Source organism: Aureimonas phyllosphaerae (genome assembly GCF_900113065.1).
GTDB lineage: Bacteria > Pseudomonadota > Alphaproteobacteria > Rhizobiales > Rhizobiaceae > Aureimonas > Aureimonas phyllosphaerae.
On the sequence record NZ_FOOA01000001.1, the window covers coordinates 243,115 to 264,826 of the forward strand.

Here is a 21,712-nt window from a genome sequence, read left to right on the forward strand (position 1 = left end):
GTCCGTCGCGGTTCAGCTTCCGCTGATCGGCAGGGCGACGAAGCGGTTCTGGTCGCCGCTGCGCAGCTGGAACAGCGCCGCCTTGCGGCCGGACGTCGAGGCCTTCTTGATGGCGTCCTCGACCTCACGCTGCGACTTCACCGAGCTGCCGTTCACCGCCACGATCGTGTCGCCGGCCGAGACGCCGCGGTTGGCGGCCTCCGAGTCGGGGTCGACCTCGGTAATGACGACGCCATCACCCTGGTCGGACGGCGTCAGCGTCAGGCCGTAGCCGCGCAGCGAGGACGGGTTGACCGGCACGTTCCGGTTGCCGCTGGTGTTGGACGCCTCGTCGAGGCTGGACAGGTTGCCGAGCTCGACCTTGATGTCGCGAACCTCTCCGTTGCGCCAGACCTTCACGTCGATCGTGGTGCCCGGACGGTACTCGGCGACCTTGCGGGCCAGTTCGCGCGGGCCCTTCACGGTCTGCCCGTTGACGGCCGTGATGACGTCGCCCGTCTGGATGCCCGCCTTGACGGCCGGGGTGTCAGTGTCGGGCAGCGTGACGATCGCCCCCTCTTCCGCGTTGAGGCCGAGCGCCTCGGCGATGTCCTGCGTGACCGGCGCGATCTGGACGCCCAGCCAGCCGCGCTGGACGTTGCCGTTCTCGCGCAAGGACTGGATGACGGTCTTGGCGGTCGAGGCAGGGATGGCGAAGGCGATGCCGACGCTGCCGCCGGACGGCGAGAAGATCGCCGTGTTGACGCCGATCACCTGACCCTCGAGGTTGAAGGCCGGGCCGCCCGAATTGCCGCGGTTCACCGCCGCATCGATCTGGATGAAGTCGTCATACGGACCCGCGCCGATGTCGCGGCCACGAGCCGAGACGATGCCGGCCGTCACCGAGCCGCCGAGGCCGAACGGATTGCCGACGGCGACGACCCATTCGCCGACCCGGACCTTCGAATCATCGGCGAAGTCGACGTAGGTGAACTTGCGATTGCCGCCCTCGACCTTGAGGAGCGCGAGGTCGGTGCGCGAGTCGGTGCCGATCAGCTCGGCCTTCAACTCCGTTCCGTCGTTGAGCACGACCGTGTAGTCGCTGCCACCCTCGACGACGTGGTTGTTGGTCACGAGGTAGCCGTCGTCCGAGATGAAGAAGCCGGAGCCCTGCGCCATGCCCTGGCGGGGGCTGCGGCGCGGCGTCTGGCGGCCATCGGGCGAACCCTGCATGCCGGGGTTGCCGAACTCGAAGAAGCGGCGAAGCGGATGGTTCGGCGGCAGGTTGTCGAAGGGCGACTCGGCATCGCTGCTGTCGTCGCTAGCCGGCTTGATCTGCTCCTTGACGCGCACCGACACGACGGCGGGCGAGACCTTCTCGACCACATCGGCAAAGCCCGGATTGACACCGGTCGGCTGGACCGACACCGGCTCGGCGAAGCTCGGCACGACGCTGGTGACGACGCCACCGGCCAGAACCATGCCCGCGACACCCGCCGCCAGAACCGCCGTGGAGAAACGACGCGTCGTCTTGTTGGGATTCTTGTTCATTCGAAGGACCCTCGTTTCCATTCCCGATCCGCTGGGATGGGCCGTTTGGTCCATCCGATGCTCGGAAGGTAGGGGTCGCAACGTTACGGCAAGTTTTCGTCGGGATGAAAGCTTCGTAAGGTCTAGGCCCGGCGGCCTTCGGAGGCGCCGGCTCCCTCGCCGGTGATCTCCGACAGACGCGCCTCCTCGCCCGGCGTCAGCCCGGCGGTGCCGGGTCGCTCGCTCGATCGCTTGCCCGATGAGTGGAGCACGACCATCCCGATGGCGAGGAGGAGAACGGGCGTCCCCCAGAGGAGCACAGTATCCCAACGCAGGCGGGGCCGCAGAAGCACGAAGTCGCCGTAACGCGAGACGAGGTAGTCGACGACATCCTCGTCACTGTCGCCCTTCGTGATGCGTTCGCGAACCAGAAGCCGGAGGTCGCGGGCAAGCGGCGCGTCGGAATCGTCGATCGACTGGTTCTGGCAGACCATGCAGCGCAATCCCGCCGAAAGATCGCGGGCGCGCTGCTCCTGCCGGGCGTCCGGCAAAACCTCGTCAGGCTGAACGGCCAGCGCCGCCGTGCCCGTGAGGGCACTTGCGGCGACGACCGCTGCGAGAAGGGCTGTTCGCAGCGACATGTCAGGCCGGCCTTGCGGCGCGGCGCCGCGCCGGCGCGCCCACTCGCAGCCGACGATCGCTCAAGGACACAGCACCACCGATCGCCATCGCCACGGCGCCCAGCCAGATCAGCGTGACGAGAGGCTTCCACCAGATGCGAACGACGACGGCACCGGCGTTGGCCGCGGCATCGCCGAGCGCGATATAGATCTGGCTGAAGACGAGCGTGTGGATGCCGGCCTCCGTCGTCGGCATCTGCCGCGCGGGATAGAAACGCTTGGCGCTTTCGATTGCGGCCGTCTCGTTGCCCTCGTCGAGCAGGGTGAAGTGGCCGACGTCCTCGCGGTAGTTCGGTCCTTCGCGAAAGGTCTGCCCCTCGTAGCGCAAGTCGAACCCGCCGACGGCGACGACCTGTCCCGGCGTCATGGCCGTTACGGTTTCCGTGTCGAACGTGCTGACGCAGACCACGCCGAGAAGCGTCACGCCGACACCGAAATGGGCCAGCGCCGTGCCGAAAGCCGAGCGCGGCAGCCCGGCGAGGCGCGCGGCCGCGACCCGCAGGCCCGCCTTCGGCAATCCGGCCCGCCCGGCGAGGTCGACGAGCGCTCCCACCATCACCCAGACGGCCAGCCCGATGCCGAGCGAGGCCAGGATCTTCGTGCCCTCGTTCACCGCGATCACGATCACCATGACGACGAGCGCCGCGCCGACCGCCGCATAGAGCCGCTGTGCCGCGCCGAGGAGATCGGCTCGCTTCCAGGCGAGGAGCGGCCCAAACGGCAGGGCGAACAGGAGCGGCACCATTAGGGGACCGAATGTCAGGTCGAAGAAGGGCGCGCCGACCGAAATCTTGGTGCCGGTGAAGACTTCGAGGAACAACGGATAGAGCGTTCCGACGAGCACCGTCGCGGTGGCGGTCGTCAGGAACAGGTTGTTGAAGACCAACGCACCCTCGCGCGAGATAGGCGCGAACAGGCCACCGCTTTCCAGCTCCGAAGCCCGGAACGCGAAGAGCGCGAGCGATCCGCCGATGAACAGGCAGAGGATCGCGAGAATGAAGACCCCGCGCTCCGGGTCGACGGCAAAGGCATGAACCGAGGTCAGCACGCCGGAGCGGACCAGGAATGTGCCGAGAAGGGAGAGCGAGAAGGTCAGGATCGCCAGGAGCACGGTCCAGACCTTGAGCGCCGAGCGCTTTTCCATGACGGCGGCCGAATGGAGCAGCGCCGTGCCCGAGAGCCACGGCATGAAAGAGGCGTTCTCGACCGGGTCCCAGAACCACCAGCCGCCCCAGCCGAGTTCGTAATAGGCCCAGTAGGAACCCATCGCGATGCCCCCGGTCAGGAACAGCCAGGCGAGCAGCGTCCACGGTCGCACCCAGCGCGCCCAAGCGGCGTCGATCCGCCCTTCGATCAGGGCGGCGACCGCGAAGGAGAAGGCGATCGAGAAGCCGACATAGCCGAGGTAGAGCAGCGGCGGATGGATCGCGAGCCCGATGTCCTGAAGGATCGGGTTGAGGTCGTTGCCCTCGAACGGCGCCGCCACCACGCGGGTGAACGGGTTCGAGGTCAGGAGGATGAACAGGAGGAACGCCGTCAGGATCCAGCCTTGCACCGAAAGCACGGTGGCCTTGAGGCTCGGCGGCAGGTCCCGGCCGAAGAGCGCGACCAGCGCGCCGAACAGCGACAGGATCAGTACCCAGAGGAGCATAGACCCTTCGTGGTTCCCCCAGACGCCGGTGATCTTGTAGATCATCGGCTTGGCGGAATGGGAGTTCTCCACGACGTTGAGAACCGAGAAGTCGGACGTGGCATAGGCTGCGGTCAGCGCGCCGAAGGCGAGCGCCAGAAGCGACAGCCCGGTCACCGACGTCGCCGACCCGCTGTCCATCAGCCTGGCGTCGCCAAGGCGGGCGCCGACAAGCGGCAGGATCGACTGCACGAGCGCCGTGCCGAGCGCGAGGACCAGCGCGAAGTGACCGAGTTCGACGATCAAAGCCCCGCCCCCGACGGCGTGCCGTCCTTCGCTGAGACGATCGCCCCGTCCTTCCAGAGGCCGCGCGCCTTGAGGTCGTCGACGACCTCCTTCGGCATGTAGGTCTCGTCGTGCTTGGCGAGCACCGTATCGGCCACGAAGACGCGGTCGCTGCCGAGCCGCCCCTCCGCCACGATCCCCTGCCCCTCGCGGAAGAGGTCGGGCAGCAGCCCGGCATAGACGACCGGCACGCTCTCGACCGTATCGGTGATGCGGAACGTCACGCGCTGGGAGGCGTCGCGATGCACGGTCCCGGTCTCCACGATTCCGCCGAGCCGCAGCCGCTGCCCGTCGTCAGGGGCGCGCGCCGCGATGTCGGTTGGCGAGTTGAAGAAGGCGACGCTGTCCGACAGCGCGGTCAGGACAAGCCCCGCCGCGGTTCCGACCACGGCGAGGATACCGAAAAGGCTGGCAAGGCGCTTCTGCTTGCGCGTCATGGCGTTGTCTGATCCGGGTTCAATCCGAGCCCCTGTGCGAAGCTCAGGATATCTATAAGCTCCGGCGAAGCGGCCGGAAATACGGCCCGCACCTCGCCGAGTGCGGCACGTGCGTCGTCCGGGCGGTCGAGCACGACATAGGAACGGAGCAACCGCTTCCAGCCTTCCGGGTCCTTCGGTTCGGCCTTCAGGTGCTCCGCCAGCCCGGACACCATGCCTTGAACCATTGCCTGACGCTCGCCGTCGCTGAGCTTCGACGCCGCCTCGACATCGGCCGCCGCCGGCCCGGGCTGGGACGCCGCCTGCCGCGACGCGGTCCCCGACCGTGCGTCGGCCAGAGCCGCTTCGGCGACAGGGCGCCAGGCTCCGTCCTGCGGGCCCGTCCGCAGAAGCTCGCTCCAAGCGTCGGCGGCTTCGGCAGACCGCCCCTCTTGCGACAGCGCGAGCGCGAGGTAGAACCTTGCAGGAATCCAGTTGGCATCGAGGCTCAGCGCTCGGCGGAACTCGGTCGCGGCCTCCGGCGTCACGCGTCCGTCCGCAGCCTGCACCAGCGCTTCACCGAGCCCTGCTACGGTCTGCGCCGTCGGCGGGCGAAGGCGAAGGACGTTGCGAAACGCCGTGGCCGCCTTCTGCCCCTCGCCGAGCCGCAGGTAGACCGGGGCGACGACGCTCCAGCCTTCCGCGTCGTCCGGCCGAGCCGCCAGCCGGCGCTCGATCTCGGCGATGGCCGCGATGAGGTTCGGCGCCTGCGGTTCGGGTTCGCGAAGCGCGAGCGGCTGATCGGGGATATCGGGTGATCCCCAGCGGTCGTAGAATAGAAAAGCCCCGATCGGCAGCATCAGGGCGACCGCCAGTCCCGCGACGACGCCCGAGCGTTCGCGCGGGGGTCTCGTGGTCTTGGCGGCGGCCGCCTCGTGGGCGCGCAGAAGACGACGACCGATCTCGGCGCGCGAGGCCGCGGCCTCCTCCCACCCGATGACGCCGCGCGTCTCGTCCTCGCGCAGCTCGCCGAGCTGCGCGCGATAGACCTCCTCGTCGAACGCCTCTCGAGCCACCGAGCCGCGGGCGGGGCGCATCAGGAGCGGCCAGACGATCGCGGCAGTAGTCAGGGCGGCTAGGACGAAGGCGACAAGCCAGAACAGCATCGAGGCTTCCATGACCCTCGCCTCACGCAAGGGTCCGATCGTTCGCAGGGGCCGGAAGAGCCGCCGAAGCAGGCTTGCGCTGCGACGCACTCGCCGACGGAAGGGCGCCGGCCCCGGTTCGGAACCGCTCTAACAAGCCGCGCCGGAAAAGCCTATTCAAAACCGCATCATCGCGCAGTCAGGCGACGGGCGTCCAAAGGTCGGTGCCGGTACGGCAGGCGCTTCCGACCTGCCGGACCTTCGAGGCCCCGCGGGTGATGACGAGCGTATAGCCCCGGCAATCCTGCGAGCCGATACGATAGAGCTGCGTCGGCGTGATCTCGCCCTTGAAGCCATCGGACTCCCAAGGGATCGGCTGGCCGACGGTGCCGAACTGAAGGGCCTGGTATTGGGCCTGCAGGGCCCGCTGCTCCGCCGTTGCACTGAGCTTCATGGTGCCGGTCGGCGCGATGCTGCCGCGCAATGCCGCGGCCCGGTCCGACAAGGGTTCAGGCGCCGCGCGCGGCGCGCTGGTCAGGCATCCGGAAAGGATCGGCAGCGCCGCGACGACGAAACAGGTGGTCCAGAATCTCGACATGCGTCCGTTCGCCGCCCGAGCGGCCCATGCCGCCACAACAAAGTGTCATGTCAGGACATCGGCGCGTCGGATGCGCGAGGCAAGATCACCTCCGCGTGCAATCCTCCGATTTCGGAACGCGAGAGGCGAAAAGATCCGCGGTATTGCAAAACGGTATCAGCGACGATCGACAGGCCGAGGCCGCTGCCGGTCGCGCGCTCGTCGAAGCGACGCCCGCGCTTGGTCGCCTCCGCCATCTCCGCATCGGATAATCCCGGCCCATCGTCCTCGACGGTGATGCCGAAGCACTCCGCCCCCGCCGGGCGCAGTCGCAGCACCACGCGCCCTCGCCCGTATTTCGCGGCGTTCTCCAGAAGGTTGCCGATCGTCTCCTCAAGATCCTGCTGCTCCCCCGCGAAGACAGTAGAGGCAGCGTCCCCGTCGACATGATCCTCGAAATCGATCGCCGGGTTCAGCCGCCGCATCACCTTCAACAGCCGCTCCAAGACGGGACCGACCGGTGCTCGTGCGATGGTGCCATCCGTCGCCGCGACGCGGGCCCGGTCGAGATAGTGCTGCACCTGTCGGCGCATGATCTCGCCCTGCTCGCCGACGATGCGTCCCTTCTCGCCGCCGATCGCCGAGGCCTCGTTCAGGAGGACCGCGACCGGCGTCTTCAGCGAATGGGCGAGATTGCCGACCTGCGTGCGGGCGCGCTCCACGATGCGTCGATTGCTGTCGATCAAAGCATTCATCTCGACGGCGAGCGGTCGGATCTCGGCGGGAAAGCTCCCCTTCAGCCGCTCCGAGCGCCCCGTCCGCACGTCGCCGAGCGCCTGACGCACGCTGGAGAGCGGCCGAAGACCGTAGAGGATGGCCAAAGCGTTGATGACGATGGAGCCGAGCCCGAAGAAGCCGAGATACAGAGCCATCTTCCGGTCGAAGGCCGCGATGTCCGACTGAACGACGCTCGCATTGCCCATCACGCGAAAGCGCGCCGCGTGGTTGTCCTGGTCGAGGACGACCTCCGCCTCCTCGACATAGAGCGTTTCGCCGTCGAGCCCCTCGGTCCGGTAGTCGCGCCGGTACTGCATGTCGAAGGGCGCGAGTTCGGTCGGCTGGGAGTTGATCTTGCGGGGGCCGAGCGAGAACGAGGCAAGCCGCCCTTCCGTGTTGTTGCTCGCCGGGATCACCTCCCAGTACCAGCCGGACAGGGGCTGGGAGTAGCGAAGGTCGCCGAGATTGGGCACCCCGGACAGCGTGCCGGTCTCGTCCACCGTCACCGAATTGATGAGGTTGTAGAGCTGCGCCCGGACCACAGCCTCGAAGCCGGACTGCGCCGTCCGTTCGTAGAGGCTGGAAATCAGGCCGGCGACGACGAGAAACGCCGCGATCACCCAGACGCTCGACAGCGACACGACACGGAACGTCAGGCTTTCGGTAAAGCGCGGACGCTCGGGCGCTGCTGCCGTCCGGTCCGCCTCGGGCTGCAACTCGTCCGTCATCACCCGCCGTGCTGCATGCGATAGCCGAGACCGCGCACGGTCTCGATCATGTCGACGCCGATCTTGCGGCGGAGCCGGCCGATGAAGACCTCGATCGTATTGGAGTCGCGATCGAAATCCTGGTCGTACATGTGTTCGATGAGTTCGGTGCGCGACACGAGTTCGCCCTGGTGGTGCATCAGGTAGGACAGGAGCCGGTACTCGTGCGACGTCAGCTTCAGCGGCGTCCCGTCGAGACTCGCCTTCGAGGACTTGGTGTCGAGCCTCAGGGGCCCGCAGTGAATCTCCGAGGACGCATGCCCGGCGGCGCGGCGGATGAGAGCCCGCACGCGCGCCAGCACCTCCTCCATGTGGAAGGGCTTGGCGACATAGTCGTCGGCCCCGGCGTCGATGCCGGCCACCTTGTCGCTCCACCGGTCGCGCGCCGTCAGAAGGAGGACCGGCATCGCCCGCCCCTCGCGCCGCCAACGCTCCAGAACGCTGATGCCGTCCATCTTCGGAAGGCCGACGTCGAGGATCACGGCGTCATAGGCTTCGGTGTCGCCGAGGAAGTGCCCGTCCTCGCCGTCCGAAGCCTGGTCAACGACATAGCCCGCGCCGGTCAGCGCCTCATTCAGCTGCCGCCGCAGGTTCGCATCGTCTTCGACGATCAGGATACGCATGAAAGGTCCCGTCCCGGATTTCGTGCTGTTCGACCGAATGGCTTACTGCTCGATCGTGATCGTCTGGCGGCGCGGGCGATTGCCGTCGCTCGCCGGAATCAGAACCGTGACGACGCAGACGGTCCGGTCGCCCTGCTGCGAGGCGCGCACAGAGAGAACCTGCCCGCCGGTCTGTGCCGCCGCCTGTGCCGCTGCGGCCGAGCACCCGACGCCTTGCGCGAACAGCTCTTCCGACCGCTCAAGCGCCGCCGGGATCGAACCGCCTTCGGTCGGACGCTCCGGCATCGCTTCGACCGCCGTGGAAAAAGCGACAAGACCGAACAGCGAAAATGCGGAGAGACGGCGGAGGGAAGGTCGAAGCATGGCACATCCAGGGTCTGACGTCCGCTAGACTAGGGACTGCGGTCTGAATGTCTAATGAACGGGGCGCCCGTCCACCGAGCGCCCTGTCCGCTCAGCGGATGCGGCTGCGCGCGTCGAAGCGCCCGAAGATCGCGACCGCCGCGCCGATCGCGCTGGCCGCCGCCGTCAGCGCCGTCACCGCCTCCTCGCTGGAGAGCCCGACGATCTCGACCCCGAAGAGCCCCGCCAGCGAAGCCGCGAGCGCCAGTGCCGCCCCCCACACGGTGCGCGACTCGTACCAGTTCTTGCTATCATCCATGTTCCGCTCCTTCGTTTGAAAGACTTCCAGTCGCCGCGACCATCAACCTCGTGGACGCTCCGGGCCCGTAGACTTGGCTGAGTTGCGCGACCTCAACCGACATTTCGCTCGGCACCCGGCCGAACCAGCTGGCGAGTTCAGCCGTGGTGAGACGCAGGACGGAGGTTTCGACCGTCACCGTCCGAACTGTTCCCGGCCCGGCGAACAGGCTGACACGGTAAGCCTCGCGATCCTCGTCCAGCGGCACGTCGAGCCCGTCCCAGGCGGGGTCCGTCGAGCGCGTTCGGCGAATCCATTCGAGATGGAGACCATCGATCCCGAGCCGCCCTTTCAGGTGAACCGGCGACAGGGGCCGCAGCGCACGTCTGCCGAGGGCTGCCGTGCGACGGTCGGATGCCGGGTCGTCCAGCCGATGTCCGGCTGGAACGACAAGCCAGTCCGCGGGTATCCCGGCTTCGCCGTCGGCGAGCGGCAGGCGCTGGACCGCGCGGTCGAGGAGCACGAATCTGGCTCCCGCCGGCGCACCGGCTGCGGCCTCCTCTCCGGTTCCGCCGAGGCCACGCGTCAGGCCGGCAAGACGGTAGCGGGACGGCGCAACCTCTTCCGCTTCGAGGAAGCGCACCACCTCCCATCCCCCGCTCGACGAAAGGACGGTCGCCGTGTTCTCGCCGGCTTGAACCAGCGCGGCGCTGGCGGAGGCAAGGCTGCCCGCCGCAAGGTCGACCGTCATCACATGGGTCCGATCGAGGATCTCCTCTCGCCCCGCACCGAGGGCCGCCGCCAGTCGCCCCGTCGTCGCGCAGGTTTCGGCGACGAGCACCGGGCGATGTCCTGCGGCCGTCGCCGAGGCCATCACGACATAGGGCAACCAGGGCTTCGCCGAGACCGCGACCATCGCACCTCCCAGGCCAGAGCCGAGCTTCGGAAGGTCGAGGAGCGCGACGGCAGGACGCGAGGCGAAACTCGGTCCGGTCAGGTCCGGCAGCGGCTGCGGCGCGCCGGCACCTGGCGGCGCAGCCCGATGTCGGACGCGTCTTGCCTCCACCCGCCGCGACAGCCCGTCCTCGATCCGCGTCATCTGCCAGATGCCAGACCGCCCTTCGAGTTCGAGCCGGTCGCCGACGCCGATCTCGATCTCGGCCGGCGACAGCGCGAAGCGGGCCATTTCCCGATCGCCGGCCTCGCGTTCCAGAACCCCTCGCGCCAATTCCCGCGCCTCGGTTTCGGTCAGCACCACCGGCAGTTCCAGCGTCGCCTGTCCGGGCCGGTAGCGCCCGGGCAGCACGGCTTCCGCCGCCGCCGGCCGGTAGGCCCGTTCCGCGTCGCCAAATCCGAGCACGATCTCGCCCGGCGCTTCCCCGTCCTCGATCCGCCGGATCTCGACCGGCGCTTCGTCGGGCGCATCGACCGGCACCACGGATCCGAGCACCGATGCGCGCCGGCCGAGCGAGCGGAAGCGCAGGATGCCACCGCGCACGAAGGCCTCGACGCCCGTTAGCCGCAGAAGCTCTTCGAGTTCCCCGCGCGCCGAGCCGGGCCCGGAGACCGTGAACCCGCCGACCATGCCGTCCACGGCCGAAACGTCGAAGGCCTCGAAGCCATGGTCGCGCAGGAGCGAGGCGATCAGCCCATCCAGCGGCGCGCGGCCGAGCCGGCCGTTCAGCCAATGGCCGCGCTGCCAGTTTCCCCCGTCGCGCCAGAGCGATGCCCGTTCGGGGAACGCCGGAAAGGGCCGCGCGTCCCACGTCCAGAGATGCACGGCGTCCGCGGCCACCATCCGGTCGCCGTAGACCGGCGACACCGGATTGCGGTCGTCATCGAAGCCGGGAACCGTCTCGTCCCAGTGCTTCTGGTGCGCTTCCAGGAAGCGCCGCTGCATCAGGTCGTCGCGGGCGCCCGTCGAGAAATGAGGCAAGGCACTTTCCGCCGACTTCGGGTCGATGAAGACGTTCGGCTGCCCCGCCCCCTTGTCGACCGCCGGGCAGCCGAGTTCGGTGAACCAGATCGGCTTCGACATGGGCGCCCAGGCCGTCGGCGACGGTGCCTCCATCCCGCCGCGCCGCTCGTGGTGCGGCTGGCTCCACCAGGACACGAGGTCCTTCGGGCGGAACGCCCACGGCTTGCCGAGCCCGTCGGTGATCGATTGGCGCTCCCCTCGGCGGCGCGCAGCTAGGTCAGGGTAATACCAGTCCGCATACTCTCCGCCTGCGATCCCCGCCGTCAGTCCGTCGAGGTCATGGGGCGAAGCCATCCCGTCTCGGGGTGCCCGGTCGTCCTCGTCGCGCCAGTCGGATGTCGGCAGATAGTTGTCGATCCCCACCGCACCGATCGAAGGTTCGGCCCAGAGTGGATCGAGGTTGAAGAGCACGTCGCCGTTTCCCGGCTGGTAGCCGAAATACTCGCTCCAGTCCGCAGCATAGGTGACGAGTGCTTCGGGCAGGATCGACTTCACGTCGCGCGCGAGATCGACCAGCGCGTCCACGAAGGGAAAGCGACCTGTCTCGTCGCGCAACCGCGTCAGTCCCCGCATCTCCGAGCCGATCACGAAGGCGTCGACGCCATCCGCTGAGCGCGCCAGAAACGCTTGGTGCAGGATCATCCGCCGATAGGACCATTCCGCCGGTCCGCCATAGCGCACGCCCGTCTCGTCGAAGATGAAATCCGCGGGATGGGCCGTGCCGACGAAGCGGGCGATCTCGGCTCGTGCCGCCGGCGTCCCGTCGGCCGACCCCGCCTGCGTTTCCGCGCGCTCGAGCGTCATTCGCCCGCGCCAGGGATACGCCGCCTGCTCGTTCCCGCCATAGGGGTCCGGAAACCCGTTGCCGGGCGGAATATCCATCATGAGAAAGGGATAGAGCGTGACCTTCAACCCCTTTGCCCGCAACGCCGCGATCGCCCGCCGCACGCCGGCGTCCGACGGCGTGCCGCCATAGGCCGGGCCGCCGTCAACACGGCTGACGAGACGTGCCGCCCCGCGCGCCAGGTCGCCCACCCGCCACCGCTCGGTCTCGTCCCGTACCGCCGTCTCGACGCCCGGGCGGCAGGTCGCCCGCCCGGCCCGCAGATCGTCGGCGAACCAGGCGACGACCAGCGCCGCCCGCTCCAGTCGCGGACAGAGCGACGTCAGTTCGTCGAGGGAGGCGGAAAAGTCGCTCGCGCCGTGCAGCACGTTGCGGTTCGGCAGCCGGTCCTGTCCATCGCCGATCCGCTCGCGCACGACCAGCGGGTCGAGTCCGTGCTCCGTCGCGCCGGGGATGATGGTGATCGCACGAATGTTCTGTTCGAACGTGCCGACGGGCCGCACGACCTCGCAGGAAATCTGGGGGATGCGGTTGCCCCAGCGCTCCAGCGGAAGCCGCTCGAACACGAGATAGGCCACGCCGCGATAGGCCGGTGCGCGGCCCGCCCCCTGTCGGGCCTCGATCAGCGGATCAGGTGCCTGGGTCTCCGTTCCCGGGTGCAGCCGCCACGTTACCGCAGCGAGGTCGAGTTCCTCGCCGTCGGCCCAGACGCGGCGCACGCAGGCGATCGGTCCTTCGCAGAGCGCCACGGCCACGTTGCCGAAATAGCTGTAGGTCGTCGTGCTGGTTGCGCCTCGTGCCCCGCCACCCTTGCCGCCCTGCCGCTCCGTCCGGCTCGCTTCCTCGAAGCGCGTCGTCCAGATGACCTGACCCGCGACCCGCACCGTCCCGTAGACCCGCGCGACGCCGCTGCCCTCGTCGGCCTCCATCACGCGGCTCGTCCGCAGCCGTCCGCTTTCGCGCCGTCCGCCGCCGCCCATCAGACGGTTGTCGATCGCGTAGCCGCCGAGCGCGCCGATCGCCCGTCCCGCGACGGCTCCGAAAGGTCCCCCGACCAGCCCGCCGAGCGCTCCGCCGGCCGCCTGCAGAAGAATGGTCGCCATGGCTCAGTCCTCGTCGGGAAAGCGGAAGGTGGCCGCGATGCGTCCGGCCCAGCCGGGCGTCAGCGGCGACGAGAGGACACTTGCCCCCTCGTAAGCGTGAATGAGCCGCGGTCCGCTCGCGTCCGCTTCGTCCAGAATGCCGCAGTGTCGCGCCGGGCCGAGCGCTCGCCAGCGAAAGAGCACGAGATCGCCCGGCAAGCCCTCGCCCGGCGCGAGAGACCGGAAATGGCGTTGCGCGGCCGCAAGCAGCGGATCGCCTTGCCCCATCTCGGCCCAGTCCTGGGAATACGGCCCCGGCGCCTCCGGCTCTCGTCGATAGAGCTCCCGCCAGACCCCGCGCACGAGACCGAGGCAATCGCACCCGACCCCGCGCCGATGCCCTTGATGCCGGTAGGGCGTCCCGATGAAGCTGCGGGCCGATTGCAGCGCCTGCTCTCGCCTGCTCACGGCACCACCGCCGATCCGTCGTGCAAGGCATCGCTCTTTGCGACCGCCAGCGCGGCATCGGCGCCCGGAATGTGCGGGAAGCCCCGAAAGTTCAGCCCGTTGTCGAACCGTTCGCGACAGGTCGCAAAGCTCCGGTCGCAACCCGCCGTCAGTCGCGCCTCGTCGCCGGGTTGCCAGAGCGGCGGCACGCCCTCCACGACGTCCACAAGGACAAGACCGTCCTCACCGACCCGTAGCGAGCGCACGCTCCGCGCCGGAACCGATCCGATCCGAAGCTGCCCCGAGCGGTACGGCTCGGGGTCGAATGCACCTAGACCATCGAGAACCACCGTCTCGGGCTCGACCGACGCGATCCGCCCGATGCGGGTCCAGGGTCCCATGTCCACCCGACAGCGCTCGTCGCCAAGCGCCGCATCGCAGCGCCGACGATAGTAGCGCCCCTGCTGCCGGTCCAGCCGCGCCGCGAGCCCGCGCAGTTCCACCGTCAACCCGACCTCGGTGCGCGTGATCTCTCCGAAATCGGCGACCTCCGTCAGGCGATGGTCTGCGGGCCGCTGCCAGTCGACCCGAAAAATCTCGACACTCGCGCCGTCGAACAGGCCCGCCGCGATCTCGTCCTCGCGGATCGCATCCGCCGACAACGCCGCCTCGATCCCTTGCGAGCCCGCGCCAAGTCCGAGCATCGTTTCCGCCTCGCCCGCAGTCCATCCGGTGCGAGCGCAGAACCGTGTCCCGTCGAACGTGAGGTCTTCGTCATGGTCGGTGAACCCCAGCACCCGACCGTCGCTGCGCGTCACGCGCCAGGCGTGGGCGAGCGTCGTTGCGGGACGGGCGAGCCGCGCGCGGAACTCCTCGGAAAGCTTGCTCACGGCCGCACCTCCACGAGGGGAATGGACGGAATGTCCCCCGCCTCGAAGGCGGCGATGTTGATCGACAGGTGATCCATGTCGAAGCGCACGGGCACGTCGAACTCGAAGCCGGCGGTCACGACCGCGCCCGGCATCGGAGCGACCGCAAAGCCCACCGTTCCCGCAGACGGATCGACGGAAAACCCTTGCCCAAGTTCGGCGCCATCGACACCGACCCGCACGCTGCCCGGCACCGGCTTGCCGATCGGCCGAACATACGCGTCGTCGTCCACGCCGTAGCGCTTCACCAGCTGGAACACCCGCGCCTCGCCATCGCCGGTGCCGATGCGCTGGTCGAAGACGGTCGCCGCCCCGCCGCCCGGCGCCGATGAAAAGTCGAACGGATCGCGGAAGCGGAACCCGGTCAGCCGCCCGCGCCGCGCCTCGAAGAAGTGCAGCACCGCGACGAGATCCTCGACGCTGCGCACGCCCGAGCCGGCGTCGTAGCGCCGCCAGGAATGGCGGGTGCGCTGGTTGCGGTTTTCGTATCCGTTCGACAGGCGCACGATGTCGGTCCGCCGCTCCGGCCCGCCCGCGGTGCCGAAGGCGACGCGCAGCGGAAACCGCTCCTCGCTGAAAGACGCGATCACGCTCAAAGTCCTCTCTGCCCACGCATCGCCGCGCGCGCGATCATCGCCTGGATCTGCACCTCGGCCCGCTTGAAGCTCGGCGCGTCCGGCGTCGTGACGTTGAAGACGATCGACGGCCCGCCACGTCCGCTTGCGCCTCCCGGTGCGGCGACGCCCAGCGCCCCGTCCGGCCCGCGCCGCAGCGGCAGGATCGCTTCCGCCCCCGCTTCGCCCATCAGCCCGATCCGCCCGCCGCTCGGAAAGAAGGTCGGGGCCCGCACGACGCCGCCCTTGGCGAAGGGCACGATGCCGCCCGGCGCCGCCCCACCCGCTTGGGCAAGCCCGCCGCCGCCGACCCCGGAGAGCACCTGCCCAAGAAGCCCGCCTGCCAGTTGCGTCAGAGGCTTCAGGGCGGCATCGAGCGCGATGGTCGAGATCCGGCCTCCCAGTTGCCGCAGCACGCCGTCCAACGAACGCCCCCCGCCGGCCGCGCCTTGGAAGGCCGAAGTCAGCGCCGCGCCGAAAGCGTTGGCGCGGGTCGAAAGATCGTTGAGCGCACGTTCGAAGCCGCCGGTATCGGCTTCGACCGAAATGCGCAGGGCATCCACCTCGTCCGCCATGTCTCACCTCGTGTCGGGAAAGCGTTGCATCAGGTCGTCGAGCCGGGCGCGGCTCGGCGGCTCGGTCATGGCCGCGAAGGGGCGAAGCGCCAGCGCCAGCTCACGCGGGCTCGCCCGCCACACCGCGTCCGGCGCGAGGTGCAAGACGCACACCGCGGTCGCGAAAAGCTCGTCCCAGGGAAAAGCCGCCGCGCCGGCCGTCGCGGGCAGCGCGGCGGCGCTCAAGGGCGGGCGTTCGTCTCCTCCGGCCCGCCGAAGGCCGCAGCCAGTAGATCGGCCGCGATCCGCGCCGCGCCGGCCGCCCCGCCCTCGACGGCCATGGCCGCGACCTCCTCGTCGGTGGTGGCCGTTCCGCCCCCGCGCAGGCCCGCGCCGATGATCCGTGTCAGGTCGCGCGCCGACAGGCGTCCGCTGCCGAAGCGTTCGGCAAGGCTCGCGATGTCCTCGAGCGCAAAGGCGTCTTCCAGTTCGGCAAGCGCGCCGAGCGTGAGGCACAGCCGGTGCGCCCGCCCGTCCAGGACGGCCTCTACCTCGCCGCGGCGTCGGTTCACCGCCATCTCAGAGCACCGCGAACTGCAGCGCGCCGGCCGACTCCAGCGAGACCTCGAACGAGACCTCGCCGTTGTGCTCGCCGCCGTATTCAAGCGCCGTCACCTGGAACGGGCCCGTCACCGTGCCGAAGTCCGGAATCACCGCCTGAAACGCAGTCACGCGCCCCTCAAAGAACAGCCGGCGCAGCGAGGCGTCCGACGCTGCGTCCTTGAAGATGCCCGAGCCTGAGAGCGAGGCCCGCTGCACGCCTGCTCCGCCCATAAGCTCGCGCCAGCGCCCGGCGCTCTCGGCGTCGGTCACGTCGACCGTCTCGGCGTTGAACGAGAGGCGCCGCGAGCGCAGCCCCGCTAGCGTCTCGAACGTGCCGTCCCCCTCCGCATCCGCCTTCAGGAGGAGGTCCTTGCCCTTTTGTGCGCCCATGTCGCGCGATCCTTTTCGAATGCCGAAACGAAGAAGGGCGGCCCTTCCGGACCGCCCTTCGCGATGTTCGTCGTATGGATGTGGTGGTGTCAGGCCAGCGGCTCGGTCACCGCGCGGAAGCGCAGGATGCCGTGATAGGCCGGGCTGTCTGGCTCCTGCCGTGCTTCGGCGAACTGAAGCTGTAGGTTCACCAGCCGGTGGCCGGCCAGCAGCAGCGCCTGGTCGTGCAGCTTGTTCGAGACCACGTCCATGATCTCGTAGGTTTCCTGCTTCGACCCGCCCTTCGCCCAGACGTGCAGCGTCAGGATGTGCTCCGCGCCGTCCTCGGTCCCGGTGGACCAGTCCACGACCGCCGTGCGGCCGAGGGTGAGATAGGGGAACGCCGCCCGCTCGGGCACGCGGTCGAAGACCTTCGGGCCGCCGAGCCGCGCAAGAAGCGCCGGGTCCCGCGTCAAGGTCGAAACGATGGTCGTCTGGAGTTCAGCGCTGGGATGCGCCATGGCATTCAGTCCTCTTCGCTCCCGGTATCACGAAACCAATACCGTGTTACACATCACGTGATAGCCTATCAGCGTCACCACCGCCCGTTAACTTTTCGTCAGGGATCGTCCCTCGAAGCTCGTCGTCCTCGAGCCGAGCCATGGCAATTCGCGTTGCCTGCCGGCGCACGGCCTCCCGCATTCGTCCCGCAAGCGGCGCTTTCGCCAGCCGGACCTCCACCCGCGCGATCACGCCTCCGCCTCGCAGCGACATACGAGATAGCGCCCCGTCTCGTCCGGGTCGTGAAGGGTGCGGATCACGAAGCGCCGCGGCCCGACCCGGAAGGCCATGCCCCGATCGAGACCGCGCCGCGCCCTGAGCGTCACCCGGTGCGTCGCCGAGCCGATCCGCTGCCCCAGCCGCTCGTCGCTCTCGACGGTCAGCGGCTCCAGCCGCACCGAGGTCTCGCCGACCTCGACCCAGCGGTCCCGCCCGCCGCCCATCGCATCCGGCACGATCTCGTTGCGCTCGATCGTCGCGCGATGGCGCAGGAGCCCCGCATCGATGAACTGCGGCGCCATCACAGGCCGACCCGGCGATAGGGCGCGAGAAGCCCGCGCACCAGCGGCGGCAGGTGGGCAGGCTGCATGGCCGGCGGCGCCGCGCCCCGCATCTCGTAGGAGACCGACACGAGGTGCAGCATGGCGAGCCTCAGCATGTCGGGTACGGCCGCGACGCCCATCTCCATCTCGATCTCGACGTCCCGCCCCGCCGCGCCGGTCAGGGCCGGCGGTAGCCGCAGCGCGCCGCCCGCACGCACGATCCGCACCGACGCGGGATCGACGTCCTGCGGCTCCCCCGCCTCGTCGAAGATCCGCGCCGCCGTCACCTCCCGCGCCGGCCCCTTCGACAGGGCAAGGTCCGGAAGCGGTGGGCCGTCGAGGCACAGCCGCATCGCGCGCGATGCGAGCACCAGCCCCGTCCGCGCCTCGATCGTCTCGCGCGCGGCACGCACGAAGGCGGCGATCGCGGTGTCCTCATCCTCCCGTTCGACGCGGATATGCGCCTTCGCCTCGGCCAGCGTCACCGGCTCCGCCTCGACCGGCCCGTTCTCGATCCAGATCATCCCCAAAACCTCTTGGCATGCTGAGACAAGGAAGGCCGGACCCCGAAGGCCCGGCCCACCGCCGCGATCAGGCCGCGAAGTTGAGGAGCTTGGCCGCGTCGAAGTCCTGGATGCCGCCGCCCACACGCTTGGTCGTGTAGAAGAGGACGTACGGCTTGGCGCTGTAGGGATCGCGCAGCACGCGCACGCCCTGGCGATCGACCACGAGGTAGAACCGCCCGAAGTCGCCGAAGGCGATCGCCTTGGTCCCCGCGCCGATGTCCGGCATCGCCTCGGCCTCCACCACGGGGAAGCCCATCAGCGTCGCTCGGGCGCCCACGGCTGTCGGCGGCGCCCAGAGGTAGTTGCCGTCGCCGTCCTTCAGCTTGCGCACCGCGCTCTGCGTGCGGCGGTTCATCACGAAGCTCGCGTTCTGCCGGTAGCCCGCCTTCAGCGCGTAGATGAGGTCGATCAGCGCATCGCCCGCCGCGCCGGCCAAGAAGCCGCCGTTCGCCCCGGTCGAGACCGTGCCGACGCTGCCCCAGGCAAACGCCGTCTCGGCCACGGTCGGATAGGTCATGAACCCCTTCGGCTTCGACACGCCGTCGCCGGTCACGAAGGCCGTGCCTTCCTGTGCCGCGAAGGCTTGCTCCACTTCCTCGCCGATCCAGGCGTCGATGTTGACGGCCGCGTCGTCGAGCAGCGCGTTGGTGGCGGCCGGCATGGCGTAGAGTTCCATGGTCGGGAAGCTTAGTTCGGCGAGTTGCGGCGCGTTGGTCTGCGGCCGGGCGTCGGCCTGGCCGACCCAGCCGGTCTGCGCCCCGTTCACCGCGAAGGGCTTGCGCAGCACCGCCGACGAGACCGTGCGCACGCTCGCGATGCCGCGGATCGGCGAGACCGCCGCCAGCCTGCGGCCGATCTCCGTCTCCGTCTCGGCCGGCACCAGGAAGCCGCCGTCGGCACCGACGAGGCCCGACATCGCCTTCTCCTCGAGGCGACGCAGACGCGTCTCGTCACCGCCCCGCACATAGGCCTCGAAGGCGGAGCGATGCTCGCTCGGCTCGCCGCCGGCGGTCTCGGTGCCGCCGCCGGCTGGCGGACGCATGCCCTTCAGCACCAGCCGTTCCAGCCGCTTCTCCTGCTCGTCCATCGCCTTCGCGATGCGCTCGACCTTGTCGCCCGAAAGGACGTCGGCGCTCATGCGCTTCTCGATCTGCGACATTCGTTCGTCGTTGGCTTCGCGGAAGGCGTCGAAAGCCGTCATCAGCTCGTTCAGCGCCTCGGGGCCCTCGCGCCCACCGTTGGCCTTGGTCTCGGGCGCGCCCTGGTTGAAGGTCTGCATGTCGTCTCCTCAGGCTGGAAAAGGCGAACCCCGCGCCGGCAGGCCGGACACGGGGTTCGAGGAAGGTCGAAATGGGGAAGGAGCGTCAGGCGCCGACGGCAAGTCCCGGCCGCGCGATCCGCCGGGCCGCCTCGCGAAGGCAGCCCGCCCAGTCGAAGGCTAGGCCACGCACCTCGCGCACCCGCGCCGCGTCCTGCATCGGAAAGGTCACGAGCGAGATCTCCCAGAGGTCGATATCGGTCAGGAGCCGGCGCGCCGCGTCCCGCAGCGGCTGGGCGCGCCGGGTGCGGAAGCCGATCGACAACCCGTCGATCGCCCCGCCTCGCAGAAGCGCCAGCGCCTCGCGCCCGCGTCGGCTGCCGAGTTCCAGCTGGCCTTCGGCATAGAGCCCGCGGGCGTCCTCGCGTAAAACCGTCCAGCGGCCGATCGGCTCGCCGGGATCGTGCTGCCAGAGCATTCGAACGCCGGCCGCCGTGCGCTCCTCCAGCGAACGCGCGAAGGCCCCGCGACGGATGCGGTCGCCGGCCCGGTCGGTCCGCTCGAAGAGGCTCGCATAGCCGCGGATCAGCCCCGTCTCGTCCTCGTCAGCCACGGCCGCAAGCGGCACCGTGCGTTTGATCGAAGGCACCCGCGTCATGACCGCCCCTTCCGCACCGGCCGAACCCAGAGCCCCTCGGCAAACCGCTGGAGCGCGCCAAGCGCCCACCAGGCCGACAGGCTCACCGCCGCCGAGCCGATCAGCAGGAGCTCGGCCGCGCCGACCCGCCCGCCGAGCGCCAGATGGTCGCCCAGCGCGATTCCCGCCGGCCCACCGAACACGACGCCCGTCACGGCCCCGGTCAGGAACCGCGCCATCGCCTCGCGCCGGCCGTTCGGCAGGAGGTAGGCGATCGAGATCACCGACCCGCCGACCGCGCCCGCCAGCTTGGCGCCGAACAGCGCCAGCGGGGACGCCATGTCCCCCGTCATCGTATCCATGAAAATTCCCCCGTTACCCCGCCGCGCGCCGCTCGCGCGGCCCATAGCCCACCGCCTCGCGCTTCTCGTCGTCGTCGAGGAACCCCGCCGCGCCGACCCGCGACCACAGCGCCTCGCGCTCGACCGAAAGCCCCTCGATCCGGTCGGCGTCGAAGCCGAGCCGCAGGTCTCGCCCGCCCTCGAAGAAGGGCCCGAGCCAGTTGCCGAGCGCGCCGGACAGGCGCGACACCAGCGGCAGCACCGTCAGTCGCAGCAGCGCCCGGTTGGCCTCGGCGTAGTTCGCATAGGTCGCGTCGCCCGGAATGCCGAGCAGCATGGGCGGGACGCCGAAGGCGATCGCCACGTCCCTCGCCGCACCGTTGCGCGCTTCCATGAAATCCATGTCGCGAGGGCTCAGCGCCATCGCCTTCCAGTCGAGCCCGCCTTCCAGAAGCATCGGCCGCCCGGCGCGCGCTGCGCCGGCATAGCCGCTTTCCAGCTCCGTCTTCAGTCGTTCGAACTGATCGCCCGTCAGGTTGCCGCCGTCGCCGGGCTGGTAGACCAGCGCGCCGGACGGCCGGGCCGAGTTGTCGAGCAGCGCCTTGTTCCAGCGCGTCGCCGCGTTGTGGAGGTCGAGCGCCGTCTGCGCCGCCCCGACCGGCGCGAACCCGTCGGCCTCGCTCAACGGGTGGAACAGCCGGATCGCCAGCACCCGCGCCGGCTGCTCGCCGTCGCCCTCCAGCGGGATGCGCCGGACGCGCCCGCCCACTCGCTGCTCCACCGCTTCCGGCCAGCCGTCCGCCGACGACACCGTCCGGATCTGGTCCGGCCGCAGCGCGTGAAGCTGCCGGGGCCGCTCGTCGAGGACGCTCGCCTCGACATGCGCCGCGCCCGAGAGAAGAAGATGCCCGACCAGCGTCTCGATCAGCGCCGGCCCGTCCTGCAATCCGTTCGGCTGGCGTAGGAGGTTGAGCAGCGGATGTGCCTCGACCTCGTGCCGCCCTTCGTAGAGAACGAAGGGCACCGCGGCCGTGGTCTCGGCGATCAGCCGGACGCAGCGATAGACCAGCGGATTGCGCATGAAGCCTGCGCGCGCCAGCGACCCGTAGGATCGCTCCGTCCAGTCCGCCTCGTCCGCCGCACCCGTAAACACCAGCGCCCCGCCGCCGGCACCCGAGCGCACCTCGGGCGCCCCCGTCGAGGCAGGCGCCAGCCCCGCCAGAGCCTTCAGCCTCGTCGTCAAACCCATCTCATGTCTCCGTTGAACGGAATGCCTCA

General features: G+C 69.5%; 25 protein-coding genes. All 25 read right to left on the reverse strand.

Annotated features, from left to right (window positions below; all coding sequences use genetic code 11):
- Window positions 1-12: 12 nt before the first annotated feature.
- The 25 genes from BM175_RS01170 to BM175_RS01290 all read right to left on the reverse strand — a co-directional run bounded on the left by BM175_RS01170 (window position 13) and on the right by BM175_RS01290 (window position 21,683).
- Window positions 13-1,530 carry a Do family serine endopeptidase gene (locus BM175_RS01170; protein ID WP_090958196.1) on the reverse strand — a complete coding sequence of 506 codons (1,518 nt, stop codon included), beginning with the start codon at window positions 1,528-1,530 and terminating at the stop codon, window positions 13-15.
- A gap of 122 nt (window positions 1,531-1,652) precedes the next feature.
- Complete coding sequence (locus tag BM175_RS01175; RefSeq protein ID WP_090958197.1) at window positions 1,653-2,150, reverse strand: cytochrome c-type biogenesis protein; 498 nt, start codon at window positions 2,148-2,150, stop codon at window positions 1,653-1,655.
- A gap of 1 nt (window position 2,151) precedes the next feature.
- On the reverse strand, window positions 2,152-4,125 hold the full coding sequence (locus BM175_RS01180) for a heme lyase CcmF/NrfE family subunit (RefSeq protein ID WP_090958199.1): 1,974 nt from the start codon (window positions 4,123-4,125) through the stop codon (window positions 2,152-2,154).
- Window positions 4,122-4,601: a cytochrome c maturation protein CcmE gene (gene ccmE, locus BM175_RS01185; RefSeq protein WP_090958201.1), complete on the reverse strand. Its 480-nt coding sequence runs from the start codon at window positions 4,599-4,601 to the stop codon at window positions 4,122-4,124. The genes BM175_RS01180 and ccmE overlap by 4 nt, the downstream gene beginning before the upstream one ends.
- Complete coding sequence (gene ccmI, locus BM175_RS01190; protein ID WP_139224546.1) at window positions 4,598-5,776, reverse strand: c-type cytochrome biogenesis protein CcmI; 1,179 nt, start codon at window positions 5,774-5,776, stop codon at window positions 4,598-4,600. Before ccmI ends, ccmE begins: the two co-directional genes overlap by 4 nt.
- Window positions 5,777-5,924: 148 nt before the next feature.
- On the reverse strand, window positions 5,925-6,323 hold the full coding sequence (locus BM175_RS01195; protein ID WP_090958204.1) for a hypothetical protein: 399 nt from the start codon (window positions 6,321-6,323) through the stop codon (window positions 5,925-5,927).
- A 50-nt stretch (window positions 6,324-6,373) separates the two neighbouring features.
- Window positions 6,374-7,807 carry an ATP-binding protein gene (locus tag BM175_RS01200; protein ID WP_090958206.1) on the reverse strand — a complete coding sequence of 478 codons (1,434 nt, stop codon included), beginning with the start codon at window positions 7,805-7,807 and terminating at the stop codon, window positions 6,374-6,376.
- Window positions 7,807-8,469: a response regulator transcription factor gene (locus BM175_RS01205; RefSeq protein WP_090958208.1), complete on the reverse strand. Its 663-nt coding sequence runs from the start codon at window positions 8,467-8,469 to the stop codon at window positions 7,807-7,809. The genes BM175_RS01200 and BM175_RS01205 overlap by 1 nt, the downstream gene beginning before the upstream one ends.
- 42 nt (window positions 8,470-8,511) lie before the next feature.
- Window positions 8,512-8,754 (reverse strand): hypothetical protein, encoded by a 243-nt coding sequence (locus BM175_RS01210; RefSeq protein WP_175526720.1) that lies wholly within the window; start codon window positions 8,752-8,754, stop codon window positions 8,512-8,514.
- Window positions 8,755-8,923: 169 nt separating this feature from the next.
- Window positions 8,924-9,130, reverse strand: coding sequence for a hypothetical protein (locus tag BM175_RS01215; protein WP_090958212.1), 207 nt, complete (start codon window positions 9,128-9,130; stop codon window positions 8,924-8,926).
- Window positions 9,123-13,034, reverse strand: a complete 3,912-nt coding sequence (locus BM175_RS01220) for a baseplate multidomain protein megatron (protein ID WP_090958215.1) — start codon at window positions 13,032-13,034, stop codon at window positions 9,123-9,125. The genes BM175_RS01215 and BM175_RS01220 overlap by 8 nt, the downstream gene beginning before the upstream one ends.
- A gap of 3 nt (window positions 13,035-13,037) precedes the next feature.
- Window positions 13,038-13,481, reverse strand: a complete 444-nt coding sequence (locus BM175_RS01225) for an NlpC/P60 family protein (RefSeq protein WP_090958216.1) — start codon at window positions 13,479-13,481, stop codon at window positions 13,038-13,040.
- The gene (locus tag BM175_RS01230) at window positions 13,478-14,350 is read right to left on the reverse strand and encodes a DUF2163 domain-containing protein (RefSeq protein ID WP_090958218.1); all 873 of its coding nucleotides are present in this window, start codon (window positions 14,348-14,350) and stop codon (window positions 13,478-13,480) included. Before BM175_RS01230 ends, BM175_RS01225 begins: the two co-directional genes overlap by 4 nt.
- Window positions 14,347-14,976: a DUF2460 domain-containing protein gene (locus tag BM175_RS01235; protein WP_175526738.1), complete on the reverse strand. Its 630-nt coding sequence runs from the start codon at window positions 14,974-14,976 to the stop codon at window positions 14,347-14,349. The genes BM175_RS01230 and BM175_RS01235 overlap by 4 nt, the downstream gene beginning before the upstream one ends.
- Window positions 14,977-14,981: 5 nt before the next feature.
- Window positions 14,982-15,578 (reverse strand): phage tail tape measure protein, encoded by a 597-nt coding sequence (locus tag BM175_RS01240; protein WP_090958219.1) that lies wholly within the window; start codon window positions 15,576-15,578, stop codon window positions 14,982-14,984.
- A 3-nt stretch (window positions 15,579-15,581) separates the two neighbouring features.
- Window positions 15,582-15,803 (reverse strand): phage tail assembly chaperone, encoded by a 222-nt coding sequence (locus BM175_RS01245; RefSeq protein WP_244545820.1) that lies wholly within the window; start codon window positions 15,801-15,803, stop codon window positions 15,582-15,584.
- On the reverse strand, window positions 15,800-16,135 hold the full coding sequence (locus tag BM175_RS01250; RefSeq protein ID WP_090958221.1) for a gene transfer agent family protein: 336 nt from the start codon (window positions 16,133-16,135) through the stop codon (window positions 15,800-15,802). The genes BM175_RS01245 and BM175_RS01250 overlap by 4 nt, the downstream gene beginning before the upstream one ends.
- Before the next feature lies 1 nt (window position 16,136).
- Complete coding sequence (locus BM175_RS01255; protein WP_090958223.1) at window positions 16,137-16,550, reverse strand: phage major tail protein, TP901-1 family; 414 nt, start codon at window positions 16,548-16,550, stop codon at window positions 16,137-16,139.
- A gap of 89 nt (window positions 16,551-16,639) precedes the next feature.
- Window positions 16,640-17,050 carry a DUF3168 domain-containing protein gene (locus tag BM175_RS01260; RefSeq protein ID WP_090958226.1) on the reverse strand — a complete coding sequence of 137 codons (411 nt, stop codon included), beginning with the start codon at window positions 17,048-17,050 and terminating at the stop codon, window positions 16,640-16,642.
- 228 nt (window positions 17,051-17,278) lie between these two features.
- On the reverse strand, window positions 17,279-17,611 hold the full coding sequence (locus BM175_RS01265) for a phage head closure protein (protein ID WP_090958228.1): 333 nt from the start codon (window positions 17,609-17,611) through the stop codon (window positions 17,279-17,281).
- Window positions 17,611-18,156: a head-tail connector protein gene (locus BM175_RS01270; RefSeq protein WP_090958230.1), complete on the reverse strand. Its 546-nt coding sequence runs from the start codon at window positions 18,154-18,156 to the stop codon at window positions 17,611-17,613. Before BM175_RS01270 ends, BM175_RS01265 begins: the two co-directional genes overlap by 1 nt.
- A 67-nt stretch (window positions 18,157-18,223) precedes the next feature.
- A complete protein-coding gene (locus BM175_RS01275; RefSeq protein WP_090958232.1) occupies window positions 18,224-19,477 on the reverse strand; it encodes a phage major capsid protein in 1,254 nt (417 codons plus the stop codon).
- 85 nt (window positions 19,478-19,562) lie between these two features.
- The gene (locus tag BM175_RS01280; RefSeq protein ID WP_090958234.1) at window positions 19,563-20,114 is read right to left on the reverse strand and encodes an HK97 family phage prohead protease; all 552 of its coding nucleotides are present in this window, start codon (window positions 20,112-20,114) and stop codon (window positions 19,563-19,565) included.
- Window positions 20,111-20,455 (reverse strand): DUF6107 family protein, encoded by a 345-nt coding sequence (locus BM175_RS01285; RefSeq protein ID WP_090959074.1) that lies wholly within the window; start codon window positions 20,453-20,455, stop codon window positions 20,111-20,113. Before BM175_RS01285 ends, BM175_RS01280 begins: the two co-directional genes overlap by 4 nt.
- A gap of 13 nt (window positions 20,456-20,468) precedes the next feature.
- Entirely contained in the window at window positions 20,469-21,683 is a 1,215-nt protein-coding gene (locus BM175_RS01290) for a phage portal protein (protein WP_090958236.1), read from the reverse strand.
- Between the last annotated feature and the right edge of the window lie 29 nt (window positions 21,684-21,712).